The following is an 18,011-nucleotide window of genomic DNA, read 5'->3' on the forward strand; positions in this document are numbered from 1 at the left end:
CGCTGCTTTTCCCGGCAGAATAAAGATGGAAAAAGTTTTGTTTCTGACCTTTTTACCGGGTAAAGAGAGGAAAGTGATGATACAGATGGAATCTATCTGGAGAAAAACAGAGCAGATGCCCGACCGCGCTCCATTGCCGGGGAATATCACCGTGGACACGGCAGTCATCGGCGGCGGCATGGCAGGGATACTCATTGCATATGAGCTGAGAAAGAGAGGGGTAGAAGCAGTGGTATTGGAGGCGGATCAGGTGGGAAGCGGGCAGACAGGGAACACCACCGCGAAAATTACGTCACAGCATGGGTTGTGCTATCACCGTTTGCTGAAACGGTTCGGGGAAAGCAAGGCGAGGGAATATGCCCGCAAAAATGAAACTGCCATTCAGGAATACGGAAATATTGTTCGGGAGTTAAATATCGACTGTATGTTCGAGCCTGTCCCGGCTTTTCTATATACACAGCAGAGGGAGGAGGAGCTTCGGCTGGAATGTGCCGCCGCCCGCCGTTTGGGGATCGACGCGGAGCTTTGCAAAATCGAGGGGATCCCCGTGAAATATGCCAATGGGCTGCGGTTTTCTTCTCAGGCGCAGTTCCACCCGCTGAAATTCCTGTCTGCGGTTTCCCGGCAGGTCCCGGTTTACGAGCACACGCTGGTGGAACAGGTGAAAAAGCACGAAGTTCTCACAAAGCGGGGCACGGTTTCTGCCCGGAACGTGGTGTTTGCGTCCCATTTTCCTTTCCAGAATTTTCCCGGTTTCTATTTTGCCAGAATGCATCAGGAGCGCAGCTATGTGCTGGCGCTGGAAAACGCCCAGGAGCTGTCTGGAATGTATTACGGCATCGACTCCGGCGGGCTTTCCATGCGCAGTGTGGGGAAACAGCTTTTGCTGGGCGGCGGCAGCCACAGAACCGGGAAAAGCCCCCAGCTTTCCGCCTATGATACTTTGCGGGGAAAGGCGGAGGAGCTTTGGCGGGGCTGCCGCGTGACAGCCGCCTATTCCGCGCAGGATTGTATCACATCGGACGGCGTTCCCTATATCGGGCGGTTCTCCCACACCCGCCCAAACTGGTACGTGGCGACCGGCTTTGGCAAATGGGGCATGACGGGCGCGATGGTGGCAGCCCGGCAGATCGGCGAGGAAATCACCGGGGAGCATTCCCAGAACAGCAGCATTTTCTTTCCAGGCAGGCTGCCCGTCCTGCCCGCTTGGAAAAACCTCGGGAAAGATGTGCTGGAAAGCGGCAAAGGGCTTTTTAAGGAAATTCTCTATTTCCCCGGAAAAGAGTTTGACTGGCTGCCGCCAGGGCAGGGCGCGGTGATCCGCTATTGTGGGAAAAAGCGCGGCGCATATAAAGACGAAACCGGCGCGGTATATCTGGTTTCCGTTCGCTGCCCGCATTTGGGCTGTCAGCTGGAATGGAACAATGATGAAAAAAGCTGGGACTGCCCCTGCCACGGCTCCCGGTTCGACTTCCACGGCAATTTGTTGGACGACCCTGCGCAGACCGACCTTTCCCATCGAGAGGAAATCGTCAAGGGAAAATAGAAATTTTTTCAATAAAAGCGGAGTACCCAAAAAGGTATTCCGCTTTTGCATATGCTGTCAGTGGATATCTTAGGCGCGGGAACGAAAGAAAATCGCCGCAAATTCGCCTGCGGCGTGATGAACCTTGCCGACAAGGCACTCTGCCCAACGGTCAGGTCTCGCCTGTCGGCTCGGGTGCAAAGCCCCGGTGGGGCTTGTCCTACACCGACTGAAGCGACAGATGAGAACAGCGCTGGACGATCTCCACCGGAAATCAGCACCCCAACTGGTTCGCCCCCGGTTTCTGCCACAAAATAGATATTCCTTGCCCTTATAACCGTGAAAGATTGGTAGCGACCAAATCGGCGTTAAAAATCCGCGCTTGCAAGGATTTAGCCGATGGGAGCGTGATCTTTCGCGGGGAGGAGCGGCAATCCGAACGATGAAGCCGTGATTTTTGAATAAAAATCGCGGCGAATCACAAGGATTCGCCGCGACGTGGTGCCGCTAACCGGGGTCGAACCGGTACGGTGTTGCCACCGAGGGATTTTAAGTCCCTTGCGTCTGCCAGTTCCGCCATAGCGGCTTTTCAATAACCAGTTCATTTTAGCATACAAAGAAAACAAAATCAAGAGAATGGTTTTGAAAAAAATCGGTGAAAATTTTACAGAAAGCGTTTACTTTTGTGGGACAAATATAGTATACTGAGAATCAGATTGGGGAGACCCGAAAATACTATTTGAAGGAGTTATCGTTATGTATTATCTTGGAATCGACTTGGGCGGCACCAATATCGCCGTCGGCATCGTCGATGAGAACCATCAGATCATCGCCCGCGCTTCCGCCAAAACTCAGGTGGACACCGCAGAGCAGGTGGCGGACGCCATGGCGGAAACCGCCAGAGCCGCTTTGCAGAGCGCAGGTTTGACCCTGGACGATGTTCCGTGGATCGGCGTCGGCTCTCCCGGCACGGTGAACCGCGCTACGGGAATCATCGAATTTGCCAATAACCTGCCCTTCCGCAACACCCCCATGGTGCAGATGCTGTCCGACCGTCTGAGCGGCAAGAAAGTCATCATGGAAAATGACGCCAATGCCGCTGCATTCGGTGAGTACATGGCAGGCGCCTTGAAGGGCGCCAACGACGCGATCGCCATCACCCTAGGCACTGGCGTTGGCGGCGGCGTTATCATTGACGGCAAAATTTATTCCGGCAGCAACTTTGCCGGCGCCGAGCTGGGGCATACCGTCATCGTGGTGAACGGCCGTCCCTGCACCTGCGGGCGCCATGGCTGCTGGGAAACCTACGCTTCCGCTACCGGGCTGATCAAGACCACCAAGGAATACATGGCGGATGCTCCCAAGGATTCCCCTTTGTGGACATTGGTGGAGGGAGATATCGACCGCGTTAACGGACGCACTGCTTTTGACGCTATGCGCAAGGGCGACCCCATTGGTCAGAAGATCGTGGACGAGTATATCTTGTATCTCAGCGAAGGCATTGTGGATATGATAAACATTTTCCAGCCTGACATTCTCTGCATCGGCGGCGGCATTTCCAACGAGCGGGAAACCCTGCTTGCTCCTGTCCGCGCTTTTGTGGAGAAGCAGCAGTATGCCATGAATTCCGCGAAGAAGACGGTCGTTTGCCGTGCTGAGCTTGGCAATGACGCGGGTATCATCGGCGCCGCCCTGCTGGGCATGATGGGGGAATAAGCCATGTCCTTGCAGACAGAAAGCTTCGGCAGGCTGCCCGACGGGCGTGAAGTGACTGCTTTCACCCTGAAAAATGCCGATGGCATGACGCTGAAAACGACCAATTACGGTTGCCGTATCATCAGCCTTTTGACGAAAGACAAAAACGGCGATTTCGGCGACGTGGTGCTGGGGCACCGTACGCTGGAGGAATATTTCGGGGCAAATTATCAGGGCGCCTTTGTGGGCAGATACGCGAACCGTATCGGCAACGCGGAATTTACCCTGAACGGCACGACCTGCTATCTGTCGAAAAACGACGGCAGGAATACGCTGCATGGCGGACCCGGAGGATATCATCAAATTCTCTGGAACGCTCAACCTCAAGATGGGAAAGAACCCAGCATCGTTTTTACCCATACCAGTCCCGACGGTGACGAGGGCTATCCGGGCACGCTGAAAATGACGGTGACCTACACCCTCACAAAGGACAACGAGCTGGTGTTGGAATATCAGGGGGTCAGCGACAAAGAAACGCCCTTTAACCCCACCAATCATTCCTTCTTCAACCTGTCAGGCGATCCGCAGAAAACAGTCCTCGACACCCAGTTGACGTTATATGCCGGCGCTGTTACCAACGTGTCCGACGATCTGATCCCCGATGGCACTTTGCAGCCTGTAAAGGGCACGCCCTTAGACTTTACAACGGGAAAGCCGCTGGGGCAGGATATGTTTGCGGAAGACCACCTGATCCAGCTCTGCGGCGGGTTCGACCACAATTTTTGTGTGGACGGCGAGGGCTTCCGCAAGCATGGAGAAGCCTATGAGCCGGACAGCGGGCGGCTGATGGAGGTCTATTCCGATATGCCCGGCGTACAGCTGTACACCTTTAATTCCGTGGAGGGATTAGTGGGGAAAGACGGGAAACCCATGCAGCCCCATACCGCATTTTGCCTGGAAACGCAGTTTTACCCGGATTCGGTGAACCACCCAGAGTTCCCTTTCCGCTTCCTGCAGCCGGGGGAACCGTTCTCCACCAGGACGGTGTATCGTTTTTCTGCAAAATAAAACAACGACAGAGGGTTCGCAATACCTGCGGACTCTCTGCTGCTTTCGGGAAAAGAATCGGAAAAGGAGAAAAGCACATGAAAAAAGAAAAATCCTGCGGAGCGGTGGTGTACCGAAACGCAGGAGACGAAATGGAGATTTTGCTGATCCGCCATAAAAATGGCGGTCACTGGGCGTTCCCGAAAGGGCATGTGGAAAACCATGAAACCGAAGCGGAGACCGCGCTCCGGGAGATCCGGGAGGAAACGGGCCTTCAGGTGGAGCTGGACACAGGCTTTCGGAAGACTGTAACTTTTTCACCCATGCCCAATGTGATGAAGGACGTGGTCTATTTTTCGGCGAAGGCTCAGCCGGACGCAGAGGTGGCGGCGCAGGAAGGCGAAGTGGTGGATATTCGCTGGGAAAAAGCCGAGCAGGCGGTGAAACGCACAACATTCGGCAACGACAAGGGCGTATTGAGAGCCTTTCTGAAATATCAGGAGAAAAAAGCCTGAGTTAATATCAAAATCAGGAAAAAGCAGGACAAGGAGCGGCAGCGTTCCCTGTCCTGCTTTTTTGCGGTTCTATTTCCCGGCTTGTCTCCATAGATATGAAGCAAAGGAGTGAGAGCATGGACACGGTTCAGTATGATGAGCTGGCACGGTATATCCCGCTATATGGAAATAAGCTGTTGCAGGTCCCGGCTGAAATTCGGGAGCAGGCGTTTGATATCCACCTGAAAGCGGGACAGCCCCTGTCTGTCTGCGGCAGGGAGGGCGTGTTTTTTCTCCGGGGTTCCGGCGGTGTTACCCGTGCTTTGACAGACGACCTGCTGTGTGTTTCCCAAGAGGAAATGCAGGAAATTTTCGTGAAGATATGCGCCCACTCCGTATTTAGCCACGAGCGGGAAATTCAAAACGGCTATGTGCTGGTGCAGTCCCAATACCGTGTAGGTATTTGCGGGACAGCGGTGACAGATCAAGAAGGGGTAAAGGGCTTCCGGGATATCTCCGCCATGGTGTTTCGTATCCCCAGAGAAGTAAGGGGCTGCGGGGACAGGCTGTTTCTGGACAGTGTGGATTTGACCCGTGGCGTGCTCTTATTGGGAGAGCCAAGCAGCGGCAAGACCACCCTGCTGCGGGATATTGCCCGTTCCTTATCCACAGGAAAATTTTCTCCATCCCGGCGGGTTGCTGTGCTAGACGAGCGGGGAGAGATCGAGGGCGGCTTTGATCTGGGTCCCTGCGCCGATGTGATACGGGGCTGCCCTAAAGCAAAGGCTTTCGATGTCGCATTGCGAATGCTGTCCCCGGAATTTCTCGTCTGCGATGAGCTTTCCACCGATGATCTGGACGCGGTAAAGCAGTCTGTCTTTGCAGGGGTGCCGCTCCTTGCTTCTGTTCACGGCAGGAAAGAAGACCTCCAGCGCCGCCCGCTATGCAAAAGCCTGCTGGAAACAGGTGCGTTTGGAACGGTGGTTTCCCTTGCCGGACGAGAAAACCCCGGAGAGATCAGCTGTATGGAAATGAGACAAGCAGGTGACACGCATGAAGGTTTTGGGGGCATTGATGATTTTGCTGAGCGGTCTGTGCCTGGGGCTGCAACAGTCGAGAAAGCTGGCAAAACGGGAAGAGGCGCTGCTCGACCTCAAAGGTCTGATCCAGAGATTTCGTACAGAAATGCACTACAGTACCCGCCCGTTGAACGAGCTGATTTCCGGCAATCAGGATTCCCGGTTCTGCTGTATCGCGGCAAATGACCCGGATTTCCTCCTGTTTCCAAAAGAAGCGCTGAAACGGTCTGGAGAACGTCTATTCTATGAAACGTCGGATTTAGAATTATATCACGGGTTTGTAAAAGGTTTGGGAGAGAGCGACGTGCAGGGTCAGATAGAGCATTTGGCGCTGTATGAAAATCTTCTGGAAGCCCACCTTTTTCAGGCGCGGGAAAACAGGGAGAAAAAATCACGGCTGTATGTCTGCTTCGGGCTGTTCGGAGGGATAACCCTTTGTCTGCTGCTGTGGTAGGCAGATGAAGCAGGCAGGGAAAGGAAGGAAACGTCATTGGAAGTGGATTTGATTTTCAAAATAGCCGCCATCGGTATCATCGTTGCCGTGCTGAACCAGCTTTTGATCCGCTCCGGCAGGGAGGAGCAGGCGATGATGACCACGCTGGCAGGGCTTATTGTGGTACTGATGATGATTATCAATGAGATAGACGCGCTGTTTCAGGCAATCAAGTCTATCTTCCAGCTGTGAATATGACGGTGTTTACTGTGAGCGTCTGCGCGCTGTGCGTAGTGCTTTTTGGGGCGCTTATCAAACGGAGCAATAAAGAATACGCGCTGCTCGCCGCTGTTGCCGCCTGTGCTTTGATCGTAACAGCGGTGCTGGGACAGATAGCGCCTGTGCTGTCTCAAATCCGGGAGGTTACTCAGAGCAGTGAATTTTCCGGCGATATCCTCCCCATCTTGCTGAAGGCTGTGGGGATCGCGGTGCTGGGGCAGCTTGTTTCCCACATCTGCAAGGACGCGGGGGAGTCCGCCCTGGCATACGCGGTAGGCTTGTTTTCCAAAGCGGCTATCCTTACCGTGTCCCTGCCGATTTTTACAAAAATTTTCGGGTGTCTGGAGGAAATCGTTCGGCTGTGATCAATTTCATGCCGGCAAAAAAGCCATGAAACGAAAAAAGTATCTGCCGCTCCTGCTTTGCGCGATTTTTCCCTTGCTTTTGTGGAGCGCGCCCGCGGCGGCGGCTGAAGAACAGGATACTCTGCGAGAGCAGGAGATTTTAGAAAAAAGCGGCTCAGAGGAAATGTACAACAGCCTCAGTGATGAGACGAAAGACATACTGTCCCAATTGGGAGTAGAAGGCGCAGGAGAACGGTCAACAGAGCAGAACTGGTTTTCGGTGCTGTCCGGGCTGTTCCGGGAAAAGCTGTCGGCGCCCTTAAAGGCTTTGGCGGCGCTGCTGGCGGTGGTGATCCTTTGCAGGCTGGCAAATTGCTTTGAGTCCCCCGAAATCGGCAGTATTGCCAATTTTGCCGGCGCCCTTGCCTGTGCCCTGATCGTCGTGACGCCGCTGCTGGAGCTGATGCGGTCCGCTCAAAAAACAGTAGAAGGCGCTTCGGTATTCCTTCTGGCGTCTGTTCCCGCCTATGGGGCGCTGATGGCGGCTTCCGGCAGCCCAACGGCAGGGACAACCTACAGCGCGCTGACCCTAATGGTTGGAAATGCCATTCCCGTGCTTTCCGTAACGCTCATTTTCCCACTGTTCCATATGTTTTTGGCGCTTGCCCTGACCACCGCGGTCTCTCAAATGAAGCTGGAACGGGTAACGGGCTCGGTATATGGCTTTGCAAAATGGCTGCTTGTTCTGGCAGTGACGGTTTTTTCCGGGATACTATCCATTCAGACCACATTGAACGCTCAGGTAGACGCCGCAGCCAACAAGGCGGCAAAGCTGATCGCATCTTCTGCCGTTCCCATTGTGGGAGGCGCGTTTGGCGACGCGATCGCCGCCATTCAAAACAGTGTACATATTGTGAAATCCGGCGTGGGGGCGTTTGGAATATTGGCGGCTGCCTGCATTTTTGCCCCGGCGGTGCTGGAAGCAGTGGCGTGGATCATCGTTTGTTCGGTGGGGCAGATCGCCGGGGATTTATTTGAGCTGCCGAAGATCGGCTCTTTTCTGGGGCTGTGCGCTTCGGCGGCGAAAATGCTGCTGGCAGCGCTTGCCGCCGTCTGTGCCGTTTTGATCGTCAGCGCCGCCATCGTGCTATTTGTGAAAGGAAGCTTATGAATACGGTATTGCAGGATACGGCGGCGATCTGTGTGGTGCTGATCGCCGCAGAAGCAGTGGAAAGGCTTTGCTCAGAAGACGCTATGGTGCATTTTGTCAGGGGGCTGGCGGTACTGGCGCTGCTATCCTCGCTGGTTGCTTCCGCTCTTTCCTGTGACTGGCCGCTTTCCCTGCCGGATAGCAGCGTGGAGAATACGAAAACAGAGCTTTCCGGGTATCTTGAGGAACAGACAGAATGGGCGGTGCAGGAGGAAACGGAGCGTTATCTGCAGGGGCTTTTCGCCGCGGCGGGACTGGAAGCAGAAAAAATTGAAGCTTTTACAGATATCCGGGAAGGCTCCGGCATAGTATTAACAAAGGTAAGCGTTGCCTTTGCCTATGAAACGGATACGGAAAGAGCGCGGGCGCTGCTTCGCAGCACGCTGGGAGACGAAATTGAGCTGGAGGTACAAACCAATGGACGTTGAGAAATGGAAGGAGGCGGTAAAAAAAGCGCTTTCCAAAGAAAAGAGCACAAAAATCCTGCTGGTATTGGGGGTTTGCGGGATACTTCTCATCTATCTTTCCACGCTGTTTTCTTCCGGCAAAAAGCAGGACATCGAGCCGGCTCAGGAAACCGTTTCCGATTCAGCGGCAAGCTATGAGAAGCGTTTGGAGCAGGAGCTTTCCCGCATCGTCAGCGCCATCACGGGGGAACCTGACCCGGCGGTGATGGTGACGCTGAAAAACGGCAGCCGGTATATTTATGCGGCGGATGAGAAGGGGGCTTCCCAAACGGAACAGGCTGGAACTGTAGCAGAGGAACGGGAAACGAAATATGTCGTTTTGAAAAATTCTCAGGGCGCGCAGCAGGCGCTGCCCATTACCGAAATACAGCCAAAGGTAAAAGGGGTGATAATCGTGAGCAGGTATGCGGGTGACCCGGAGGTCAGGGAAAAGCTGACGGAAGCGGCGAAAACTGTGCTGGATATTTCTTCGGCAAGGATCTGCGTGACAGACAGCGGATAGCCCGCAGCGCTCATAAATCGGCACGGAATAAAACAATTTGTGGAGGTTTTTACAATGAAATTTGGCAAAAAGCAATTGGTCCTGGCTTCCATGGTCCTGGCTCTGGGAGCGGCTGTGTATTTGAACTGGCAGTTTGCCGGGGTCAATAAGCTCCCTGTACAGGACACTTCCAGCACGGTCAGCGAGCTGGGCGCGGCGCAGCTGGTAAATAACGCTTACATGGAAACGGTTTCCGACAATCTGAAGCAGCCTGCGTCTTCCGGCGCCACCAGCCTGTCTGAAGCAAGATTGAAGCGTCAAAACGCCAGAGACGAAGCAATGGAAATGCTGGACGATGTGCTGACCAGCGTGGAAGCGGACGCAGACGCGAAAAAGGAAGCGGTAGAGCAGGCTTCCGTCATTGCCCAGAGCATTCTGAAGGAAACCAATGTGGAAAACCTGTTACAGGCAAAGGGATTTTCAGAAACGATGGCAAGCCTGAGCGACGACCAGTGCAGCGTAACGGTGGCAGGCAAGCTGAAAGCGGAGGACACCCTGATCATTCAGGAGGTGGTCATGGACCAGACCGGGCTCAGCGCCGACAAAATCACCATCATTGGGACAGAATAAAAAAGTTTCCCCGGAAAGCGGCGGTTTTTTCTTGCATTGCCTGCAAATTATGCTATAATAGCTTCATAGTGTCGGACATTCCGGCGGTGAAGCTTGAAAATTACAGGATCGTTTTGCTTTTCAAAAGCTCACCAACGGCATTGGTGAGCTTTTTTGTATGGAAAGAGGAGTGCGCATGAAAAGAAAAGAGGCACGGGAACAGGCTTTTTGCATTCTGTTTGAACACGCCGTAACAGGGGAGACCATGGACGAAATTCTCCACGCCGCGGCAGAAGCGCGGGATTTTATCCCCAATTCCTTTGCGGAAGAGGAAGCTTTCGGCGTAGAGGAAAATTTGGAGCAGATCGACAGCATCATCAGCAAAAACATTCGCGGCTGGAATATGCAGCGTATCTCCAAGGTGACGCTGGCGCTGTTGCGTTTGTCGGTTTATGAAATTTTGTTCGATGATACCATTCCTGCCGGGGTTTCCGCCAACGAAGCGGTGGAGCTTGCCAAAAAGTACGGCGGAAAGGACGACGCCCCTTATATCAACGGCGTTTTATCTTCCGTTATTAAGGCGTTCCCGGCAGAAGGAGAGTAAGCTATGGCGGCAACTGTGCTTACGGTATCCCAGATAAATTTTTATCTGAAATCTTTGCTGGAAAGCGATTCCCGGCTTCAGAATGTGCTGATTGCCGGGGAAATTTCCAATTTTACCGACCATTACCGCTCCGGGCATTTGTATTTTTCCCTGAAAGATGAAAAGTCCGTATTGAAAGCGGTAATGTTTGCCGGTTCAGCCAAATTTTTGAAATTTAAGCCTGCGGACGGTATGCGGGTCATCGTCCGGGGCAGGATATCTCTATATGAAGCCTCCGGGCAGTATCAGCTGTATGCCGAAGAAATGCAGCCCGATGGCATTGGCGCTTTGAGCATTGCCTACGAGCAGCTCAAGGCAAAGCTGGAAGCGGAAGGGCTGTTTGACCCCGGGCATAAAAGAAGCCTTCCCCAATATCCCCGGCGTATCGGCGTGATCACTTCTCCCACGGGGGCGGCGGTACAGGACATTTTGCAGATCACCGCCCGCCGCTGGTCCGTGGCGGAGATCGTTTTTGCCCCGGTGCTGGTGCAGGGAGAGGGCGCGCCGGCACAGATCGTCAAAGCTTTGCGGGAAATGAATGAGCTGCACGCCTGCGATGTGATCTTGTTGGGGCGCGGCGGCGGTTCTTTGGAAGACTTATGGGCGTTTAACGATGAAAATGTGGCGCGGGCTGTGTATGCGTCGGAAATTCCCGTGGTTTCCGCAGTGGGACACGAAACGGATTTTACCATCTGTGACTTTGTGGCAGACCTGCGTGCCCCGACCCCCAGCGCGGCGGCGGAGCTTTCCACCCCGGATATTCGGGAGGAGCTTCAGCGCTGCCGGGCATTTTCAGCATGTTTTCAAGACAAATCAAAAAGCACCATAGAATATCTTCGCCAGAGTGTGGACATACTGGCGCAGGATTCCCCCCTCGGCAGACCGGGACAGCTTCTGGCTCCCGCACAGCAGAAGCTGGGCGTTCTGTTCGGGCAAATGGCAGGAGCCATCGGAGAAGCGGTGGAAAAAAGACAGCAGGAGTTGTCATTGCTTGCCGGAAGTCTGGACGCGCTGAGCCCATTGAAAGTATTGCAGCGGGGCTACGCTGTGGCGGTAAATGCAGATGGACAAGTATTGCGTAGCGTAAAAGATTTTGCGCCGGGCAGACAGTTTTCCTTAAGGCTGTCTGACGGTACGGTACAGGCGGAAGTTGCGGCAGACAAAGAAGTATAAAGTCCCGTGGGAGGAAACCAAAATGGCAGAAAAGCTGAATTTTGAAGAAGCTATGGCACGGCTGCAGGAGATCGTGGCAAAGCTGGAAAGCGGCGAGGAGTCTCTGGAAAGCTCCATGAAGCTTTTTGAAGAGGGCGCGAAGCTTTCCGCGCTGTGCTATGACACGTTGAACAAAGCGGAGCAGAGGATCACCGAGCTGACAAAGCTCCGGGAGGGCACAGAAGATGTGGACTGAAAAGCTGACCCAATATCAGAAAATGACGGAATCAGCGCTGCAAAAATACCTGCCGGAGGCAGCCCCGGGCGATTTGGCGGCAAAGGTCACGGAAGCCATGCGGTACAGCCTGCTGTGCGGCGGCAAACGCATTCGCCCTGTGCTGGTGCTGGCATTTTGCGAGCTGTGCGGCGGAGATATCACACAGGCGCTGCCTTTTGCCTGTGCACTGGAAATGGTGCACACCTACTCGCTGGTGCATGACGATATGCCCTGCATGGACAATGATGATCTGCGCCGCGGGAAGCCCACCAATCATAAAGTATATGGGGAAGATATGGCGCTGCTTGCCGGGGACGGGCTGCTGACGAAAGCCTTTGAAACGGCGCTCAGCGCGGAAAATAAAACTGCGGCAGCCGATGCCGCGCTTGTTCTGGCGCAATGCGCCGGAGAAAAGGGCATGGTAGGCGGACAGTGTATCGACCTGCAGTCCGAAGGGAAGCAGGTCGATTTGCCCCTGCTTCTCGCTATGGATATGGGGAAGACCGTTGCCCTTATCGCAGCGGCTTGCCGCATGGGCTGCATTGCCGCCGGCGCCGGCGGGACCCTGCAGCAGGCGGCGGAACAGTATGCCACTGGGCTGGGAATGGCGTTTCAGATACGGGACGATATTCTGGACGTGGAGGGCGACCCGCAGAAGCTCGGCAAAAATGTGGGCATGGACACCGTTCTGGAAAAGCGTAATTATGTATCTCTTCTGGGCGCTGAACAGGCACAGAAGCTGGTAGAAGACTACACCGGGCAAGCGATCAGTGCACTGGGGAACTTTCCTGGTGACACAGGGTTTTTGACAGAGCTTGCCAAAAGCCTGGAACGGCGGGAAACCTGATGCGGGAGCTGAAATATGTGGTCCCGCCGGATTGCCACGGCATGACGGTAAAGGATTTTGCCAGAAACCGTTTGGGCTTTTCCGCCAGAATGCTTACCAGGCAGAAGCAGCAGGAGCGCGGTATTCTCAAAAATGGGGATTTCTGCCGCACGGTGGATATCCTTTCGGCGGGAGATATTCTTGTGTTTTCCCTGCCGGAGGAGGGGCGCAGTTACCAGCCGGAGCCCGTCCCGCTGTCCGTCCTGTGGGAAACGGAGGACTACCTTGCCGTGGAAAAGCCGCCGGGTATGCCCGTTCACCCCTCTCCGGGGCACGACCGGGACAGCCTGCTAAACGCTGTGGCGTATTATTATGAAACGACCGGGCAGATACATTTATTTCGCCCGCTGTACCGGCTGGACAGGGATACCAGCGGGATCGTCCTCCTTGGAAAGCACCGCGCCGCCGTTTCTTCCGCAGTGGTAGAGAAGCGCTATTATGGGGTCTGTGAGGGAGTTTTGTCAGGAGAGGGTACGATAGATATTCCCATCGGCTTGCAGCCCGGCAGCAAAATCGTCCGCACCTGCGGAACGGGAAAGTCTGCCGTGACCCATTGGAAGGCTCTGAAATCCCGGGATAATCACACGCTGCTTTCCTTTCGGCTGGATACCGGGCGTACCCATCAGATCCGCGCCCATATGGCATATCTGCACCACCCGCTGGCAGGGGACGACCTGTACGGCGGCAGCCGGAAAATCATTGCCAGACAGGCGCTTCACTGCGGCTGGGTCTCGCTAAAGAATCCCGCGCTTGCGGTGAAGCTGGAAATTATTTCAGAATTTTCTTCGGATATTCGGGCGGCGTTTCCATGGCTGCCGGAGCTTCGGGGAGAGAAAAGGGAGGAGCCCGTATGCCCGCTTGTTTAACCCATTATCTTTTTGCACAAAATGTCCTGTCCGACCTTTCGGAAAAAGACGATTTGAACCTGTGCGCCTATTTTTGGGGCGCACAGGGACCCGATTTCCTGTTCTGCCACCGCTATTTTCCGTGGATGAAGGGGAAATCTCTGAAAACCTACGGCAGCAAGCTTCACGAAACGCCGCCGTCTGCCACGCTTTCCGCCATGCGGGATTTTGTAAAGCACCATGACGACCCGGCATACCGTTCCTATGTCTATGGCTTTTTGTGCCACTATTCCCTGGATTCCACCGCCCACCCCTATATCAATTCTCTGGCGGCGCGGCTGGCGGAAGCCCGCCCAAATGAGACCACCGGCACCATGCACGGGGAGATCGAAGCGGCGCTGGACGCCATTGTGCTCCGCAGTGAAACGGGGAAATTGCCGTCGGAGATGCCGTTGGGGAAGATGTTCCCCAAAAATGAGCCGGTACAGCGGCGCATTGCCAAGCTGTACCGGGAGGTGCTGTTTCAGGTGTACGGCGCGGACGCCGCGGAGGAGGAGCTGCTCCGCGCAACAAAGGACGCCCATTTTGTTTTTTCCCTGTTGACAGACAGGACCGGGGCAAAAAAGCGTGTCTTTGATTTGGTGGAAAAGGGCAGAGCCAGCACTGTTTCCTCCCATATCGTGCCGCTGATAGAGCGGGACGATGTGGATTACGCCAATTTGCAGCAGGAGGAATGGACCGCCAGCGGACAAACCTCTCACCAGAGCTTTTTTGAGCTGATGGGGGAAGCCATGGGTGTGGCAGAGACTTTGATCTCTAGCTTTGATGAGGGAGATTTTGCCGCCCTGACCAAAGAAAAGCCTTTTGGATAAAAAAGAAAACGCAGGGAAAAACGGGGCGAAAAAATTTTTCGCCCCGTTTAGGCATATTGGGAAATCAAAGATTTCTCAAACTGAAAAATGCAAAAGAAAAAGAGCCTTGCGGCTCTTACTTCTTTCTGTGTTACCGAATCCAATCAAACAGCACGGGTCACTTTGCCGGAACGCAAGCAACGGGTGCAGGCGTACACACGCTTCGGGGTACCGTTTACAACAGCCTTAACGCGCTTGATGTTCGGCTTCCAAGTCCTGTTGGAGCGACGGTGAGAGTGGGACACTCTGATACCGAAAGAAACATCCTTGCCGCAGAATTCACATTTTGCCATATCTGCACCTCCTTAAAATGGGCGAATCTCAAAATTGCAACAACTAGAATTATAACAGCCCCCCTGCTAAAATGCAAGTTTTTTTTCAAAAGAATTTCAAGAAGTCAAGGAAAACCTTGTGTTTTTCCCCGGAATAGTTTATAATCCCAATATAAGTTAGGAGGTTTTCCCATGCTTTTCAGTGTTCTCAGAAGCCTTTTTGCCGGACAGCACGTGGATATCTGGTCCGTGCTTGCGCAGGCTCTTTCTGTTTTGTTTATTATTTTCTGCATTTTGCCTTTGCACGAATTTGCCCATGGCTGGGTCGCCAATAAATTGGGGGACCCCACCGCCAAACTGGACGGGCGGCTGACGCTGAACCCATTGGCAAGCGTTGACCCTGTGGGCGCGTTTGCGCTTTTGGCAATCGGCTTTGGCTGGGCGAAGCCCGTGCCGGTGGATCCCCGGTATTTCAAAAAGCCCAAGCGCGATATGGCGATCACCGCTTTGGCGGGTCCCGTGTCCAACCTGCTGGCGGCGCTGGTGGGGGCGATACTCGTTGTGGTTTTTGAAGCATTTGTCCCCTATAACGGTGTGACCTTTTTCATTTATAATGTGCTGTACTATTATGTGGTGGTCAATATTTCTCTGGCAGTATTTAACCTGATCCCTGTCCCGCCGCTGGACGGCTCCCGGATCATCGGCGCCTTTTTGAGCGACCGCGCCCTTGCCACTTATTACCGCTATCAGAATATGTTTGTCATGGTTCTGCTTTTACTGATGATGACCGGCGCTTTTTCAGGACCTCTCTACACGGCACAGAACTTTTTTGCAAACCTGATCTTTACCATCGCACGGTTTCCTTTCCATCTGGCAGGGGTACTGTAAGCCATGGAAAAGCTGCAATATAAGCTGAATGTTTTTGAAGGTCCGCTGGACCTGCTTCTGGTGCTGATCGCCAAGAACAAGCTGAATATTTATGATATTCCCATAGCGGAGCTGCTGGACCAGTACATGGAGCAGATAGACCTGATGCGGGAAGAAAATATGGACATTGCCAGCGAGTTCCTGGAAATGGCGGCCAGATTGGTGCAGATCAAGTCCGCTTCTCTGCTGCCGCGTCAGGAAGAAGAGGAGGACCCCCGCCTGGAGCTGACCGGGCAGCTGCTGGAATACCAGCAGTGCAAGCAGGCGGCTGCTGCCTTACAGGAGCGCTCCTCTTTCGATACGGTGGTTCGGGAAGCTGAAAAGCTCCCGATGGATCTGACCTATAAGCGCGTCCATGAGCCAAGGGAGATCATGCAGGCGCTCGTTTCCGCGTGGGGCAAGGGGAAGCGCCTGCTGCCGCCCAAGCCGGAAAGCTTTTCCGCGCTGGTGACGAGAAAAATTGTCTCGGTAGCTTCTCAGGTGGTTTTTGTACTGAGAAAGCTGTGGAAACAAAAGAGAATTTCCTTTCAGACCCTGTTTGCGGACAAGCGTGACCGCTCCGAGCGGGTCGCCGCATTTTTAGCGGTACTGGAGCTGGTGAAAAGCCGCCGGATACGCGTGGAGGGCGAAGGTGGCGATTGTGAAGTGAAGCTTTTGGAAAAGGGGGAGCACCGTTGGAAAGAGAAGAATTGATGGGCAAAACGGAAGCCATTCTTTTTGCCGGCGGTGAGCCGGTAGCGCTGGACAGGATCGCCCAGGTGCTGGGCGTGAGGACTTACGCCATTGAGGAGATCATAGACGCTTTGAAGGAAAAGTACAACACCCCCCAAAGCGGCATTCACCTGCTGCGGTTGGAAAACACCGCCCAGCTCTGCACGAACCCGGCGTATATCCAGCCGGTGCGTGAGGTTCTGGATTTGAAGCGCAACACGCCGCTGTCTCAGGCAGCCATGGAGGTGCTGGCAGTGGTGGCGTACAACCAGCCGGTGACAAAGGCTTTTGTGGAGCAGGTGCGCGGTGTGGACTGCTCCGGCGTCATCGGCAGCCTGGTACAAAAGGAGCTGTTGGAGGAGCGGGGAAGGCTGGAGCTTCCCGGCAGACCGCTGCTGTACGGCACGACGGAAAATTTCCTGCGCTGCTTTCAGCTTGCTTCCATTGACGATCTGCCCCCGCCGCCGACGGGCGATGAAGAAAACGAAGGAGTTCCCGGCGATGACGAGCTTGAAACTATGGAACTGTAGGATTGAGGGCGATATGCCATGACAGTGTTGTGGATCATCTGCGGCGTGCTGCTTTTTCTGTTCCTGCTGACATTGATCCCCCTGCGGGTAGATACAGCCTTTCAGCAGGAATTTTCTCTGACGCTGCGCTATCTTTTTTTCCGATTCCACCTGCTTCCAGGCAAGGAAGAAGAGGAAGAGGTAAAAGAAGAGACAGAGGAAGAAGCAGAGAAACCTGAAAAAAAGCTGGATATCAAAAAGATTTTGAAGCGGCAGGGGATTTCCGGCTTTTTGAAATCACTTTTTGAGCTGGTACAGCTTGCAGCCTCCGCGTCCAAACGGCTGATCTCTCATGTGAAGCTGAAAAATTTTGATTTGTATTTATGCCTTGCCGGGGCGGAGGACGCGGCTGCTGCTGCTATCCAGTACGGGCAGGTTTCGGCAGGTGTTTATTCCGCCTGCGGGGTATTGTTCGGTCTGATGGATTGCAAAAAGAAAGCAGTGACCGTCGATTTGAATTACCGGCTCGAAGAGAGCGCCGTGGATTTCTCCGCCAAAATCTCCATCCTTCCATTGTTTCTGCTGAGAGAAGCATTTTCTCTGCTGATACACGGTTTCCCAATTGTCAGAAGGCTGTTGGGAACTGATACACGCACCAAACATCAAACAGAAAGGGTTTCGCAAATGCGAAAAGGTGAGCAGCAATGAGCGACAATAAAGTGAACAACCTGATGGACGTGACCATGGATAAGATCAAAAACATGGTGGACGTAAACACCATCATCGGCGACCCCATTACCACGCCGGACGGCACTACCGTGATCCCCATTTCCCGGGTGAGCTACGGCTTTGCTTCCGGCGGCTCCGACCTGCCCTCCAAGGCGCAGCCGGCTTCCGGCTTGTTTGCCGGCGGCAGCGGGGCGGGGATCACTATTATTCCCATTGCGTTCCTTGCCATTTCTCACGGCAATGTGCGCGTCCTGCAAATTGAGCCTTATATGGGTCCCGTTGACCGGGCGCTGGAAAAAATCCCGGAGATGGTGGATAAGATCACCGCCTTGTTCCACAAGGACAGCAGGGAAGAAGCTTCAAGCGAAACGGCGCCCTCCCAGCCGGTGGAGACAAAGCCTGCGATCACCGAGCCTGTGGAAACGCCGCTGCCGGATACCGGCAACGCCTGAGCGCATACAAGCACCTCATACCTGCATATTCATG

The 18,011-nt window shown here is 54.1% G+C and carries 23 protein-coding genes, 1 tRNA gene and 1 pseudogene; 23 read left to right on the plus strand and 2 right to left on the minus strand.

What is annotated here, in order from left to right; genetic code table 11:
- The first annotated feature begins 76 nt into the window (after window positions 1–76).
- A complete protein-coding gene (locus AB8996_RS03625) occupies window positions 77–1,546 on the plus strand; it encodes an FAD-dependent oxidoreductase (RefSeq protein WP_369297610.1) in 1,470 nt (489 codons plus the stop codon).
- A gap of 478 nt (window positions 1,547–2,024) precedes the next feature.
- On the opposite strand, the gene AB8996_RS03630 is transcribed toward AB8996_RS03625, so the two are convergent.
- Window positions 2,025–2,111: transfer RNA gene (locus AB8996_RS03630), tRNA-Leu, on the minus strand.
- Window positions 2,112–2,281: 170 nt separating this feature from the next.
- On the opposite strand from AB8996_RS03630, the gene AB8996_RS03635 reads away from it, so the two are divergent.
- From AB8996_RS03635 to AB8996_RS03715, 17 genes and pseudogenes are all read left to right on the plus strand, one after another.
- Complete coding sequence (locus AB8996_RS03635) at window positions 2,282–3,241, plus strand: ROK family protein (RefSeq protein WP_369297611.1); 960 nt, start codon at window positions 2,282–2,284, stop codon at window positions 3,239–3,241.
- Window positions 3,242–3,244: 3 nt separating this feature from the next.
- Entirely contained in the window at window positions 3,245–4,288 is a 1,044-nt protein-coding gene (locus AB8996_RS03640) for an aldose epimerase family protein (RefSeq protein WP_369297612.1), read from the plus strand.
- A 77-nt stretch (window positions 4,289–4,365) separates the two neighbouring features.
- Window positions 4,366–4,782 (plus strand): bis(5'-nucleosyl)-tetraphosphatase, encoded by a 417-nt coding sequence (locus AB8996_RS03645; protein ID WP_369297613.1) that lies wholly within the window; start codon window positions 4,366–4,368, stop codon window positions 4,780–4,782.
- Between the two features lie 116 nt (window positions 4,783–4,898).
- A pseudogene (locus tag AB8996_RS03650) lies at window positions 4,899–5,774 on the plus strand (stage III sporulation protein AA); the annotation flags it as partial.
- A 61-nt stretch (window positions 5,775–5,835) separates the two neighbouring features.
- On the plus strand, window positions 5,836–6,294 hold the full coding sequence (locus AB8996_RS03655) for a stage III sporulation protein AB (RefSeq protein WP_369297614.1): 459 nt from the start codon (window positions 5,836–5,838) through the stop codon (window positions 6,292–6,294).
- A gap of 36 nt (window positions 6,295–6,330) precedes the next feature.
- A complete protein-coding gene (gene spoIIIAC, locus AB8996_RS03660; protein ID WP_322182743.1) occupies window positions 6,331–6,525 on the plus strand; it encodes a stage III sporulation protein AC in 195 nt (64 codons plus the stop codon).
- Between the two features lie 2 nt (window positions 6,526–6,527).
- On the plus strand, window positions 6,528–6,917 hold the full coding sequence (locus AB8996_RS03665; protein WP_369297615.1) for a SpoIIIAC/SpoIIIAD family protein: 390 nt from the start codon (window positions 6,528–6,530) through the stop codon (window positions 6,915–6,917).
- Window positions 6,918–6,942: 25 nt separating this feature from the next.
- Window positions 6,943–8,067: a hypothetical protein gene (locus tag AB8996_RS03670; protein WP_369297616.1), complete on the plus strand. Its 1,125-nt coding sequence runs from the start codon at window positions 6,943–6,945 to the stop codon at window positions 8,065–8,067.
- The gene (locus AB8996_RS03675; protein WP_369297617.1) at window positions 8,064–8,534 is read left to right on the plus strand and encodes a hypothetical protein; all 471 of its coding nucleotides are present in this window, start codon (window positions 8,064–8,066) and stop codon (window positions 8,532–8,534) included. The genes AB8996_RS03670 and AB8996_RS03675 overlap by 4 nt, the downstream gene beginning before the upstream one ends.
- Window positions 8,524–9,075 (plus strand): hypothetical protein, encoded by a 552-nt coding sequence (locus AB8996_RS03680; protein ID WP_369297618.1) that lies wholly within the window; start codon window positions 8,524–8,526, stop codon window positions 9,073–9,075. Before AB8996_RS03675 ends, AB8996_RS03680 begins: the two co-directional genes overlap by 11 nt.
- A gap of 54 nt (window positions 9,076–9,129) precedes the next feature.
- The gene (locus AB8996_RS03685) at window positions 9,130–9,684 is read left to right on the plus strand and encodes a SpoIIIAH-like family protein (RefSeq protein WP_369297619.1); all 555 of its coding nucleotides are present in this window, start codon (window positions 9,130–9,132) and stop codon (window positions 9,682–9,684) included.
- 175 nt (window positions 9,685–9,859) lie between these two features.
- On the plus strand, window positions 9,860–10,267 hold the full coding sequence (nusB, locus tag AB8996_RS03690) for a transcription antitermination factor NusB (RefSeq protein ID WP_369297620.1): 408 nt from the start codon (window positions 9,860–9,862) through the stop codon (window positions 10,265–10,267).
- A gap of 3 nt (window positions 10,268–10,270) precedes the next feature.
- A complete protein-coding gene (gene xseA / locus AB8996_RS03695) occupies window positions 10,271–11,479 on the plus strand; it encodes an exodeoxyribonuclease VII large subunit (RefSeq protein ID WP_369297621.1) in 1,209 nt (402 codons plus the stop codon).
- A gap of 22 nt (window positions 11,480–11,501) precedes the next feature.
- A complete protein-coding gene (gene xseB, locus AB8996_RS03700) occupies window positions 11,502–11,714 on the plus strand; it encodes an exodeoxyribonuclease VII small subunit (RefSeq protein WP_369297622.1) in 213 nt (70 codons plus the stop codon).
- Complete coding sequence (locus tag AB8996_RS03705) at window positions 11,704–12,582, plus strand: polyprenyl synthetase family protein (RefSeq protein ID WP_369297623.1); 879 nt, start codon at window positions 11,704–11,706, stop codon at window positions 12,580–12,582. Before xseB ends, AB8996_RS03705 begins: the two co-directional genes overlap by 11 nt.
- Window positions 12,582–13,487, plus strand: a complete 906-nt coding sequence (locus tag AB8996_RS03710; protein ID WP_369297624.1) for an RluA family pseudouridine synthase — start codon at window positions 12,582–12,584, stop codon at window positions 13,485–13,487. The genes AB8996_RS03705 and AB8996_RS03710 overlap by 1 nt, the downstream gene beginning before the upstream one ends.
- A complete protein-coding gene (locus AB8996_RS03715; RefSeq protein WP_369297625.1) occupies window positions 13,472–14,338 on the plus strand; it encodes a zinc dependent phospholipase C family protein in 867 nt (288 codons plus the stop codon). Before AB8996_RS03710 ends, AB8996_RS03715 begins: the two co-directional genes overlap by 16 nt.
- Window positions 14,339–14,481: 143 nt before the next feature.
- On the opposite strand, the gene rpmB is transcribed toward AB8996_RS03715, so the two are convergent.
- Window positions 14,482–14,670: a 50S ribosomal protein L28 gene (gene rpmB / locus AB8996_RS03720; protein WP_369297626.1), complete on the minus strand. Its 189-nt coding sequence runs from the start codon at window positions 14,668–14,670 to the stop codon at window positions 14,482–14,484.
- A 171-nt stretch (window positions 14,671–14,841) separates the two neighbouring features.
- Between rpmB and AB8996_RS03725 the strand changes: the two genes are divergently transcribed.
- The 5 genes from AB8996_RS03725 (at window position 14,842) to ytfJ (ending at window position 17,977) form a co-directional block, all read left to right on the plus strand.
- Window positions 14,842–15,537: a site-2 protease family protein gene (locus tag AB8996_RS03725; RefSeq protein ID WP_369297627.1), complete on the plus strand. Its 696-nt coding sequence runs from the start codon at window positions 14,842–14,844 to the stop codon at window positions 15,535–15,537.
- Window positions 15,538–15,540: 3 nt separating this feature from the next.
- Entirely contained in the window at window positions 15,541–16,269 is a 729-nt protein-coding gene (locus tag AB8996_RS03730) for a ScpA family protein (protein WP_369297628.1), read from the plus strand.
- Window positions 16,269–16,817, plus strand: coding sequence for an SMC-Scp complex subunit ScpB (gene scpB, locus AB8996_RS03735; RefSeq protein ID WP_369297629.1), 549 nt, complete (start codon window positions 16,269–16,271; stop codon window positions 16,815–16,817). Before AB8996_RS03730 ends, scpB begins: the two co-directional genes overlap by 1 nt.
- A 243-nt stretch (window positions 16,818–17,060) precedes the next feature.
- Window positions 17,061–17,504, plus strand: coding sequence for a hypothetical protein (locus tag AB8996_RS03740; RefSeq protein ID WP_369297630.1), 444 nt, complete (start codon window positions 17,061–17,063; stop codon window positions 17,502–17,504).
- On the plus strand, window positions 17,501–17,977 hold the full coding sequence (ytfJ, locus tag AB8996_RS03745; RefSeq protein ID WP_369297631.1) for a GerW family sporulation protein: 477 nt from the start codon (window positions 17,501–17,503) through the stop codon (window positions 17,975–17,977). The genes AB8996_RS03740 and ytfJ overlap by 4 nt, the downstream gene beginning before the upstream one ends.
- Window positions 17,978–18,011: the final 34 nt, after the last annotated feature.

It is taken from the genome of uncultured Neglectibacter sp. (assembly GCA_937958185.1).
Lineage (GTDB): Bacteria > Bacillota > Clostridia > Oscillospirales > Acutalibacteraceae > Acutalibacter.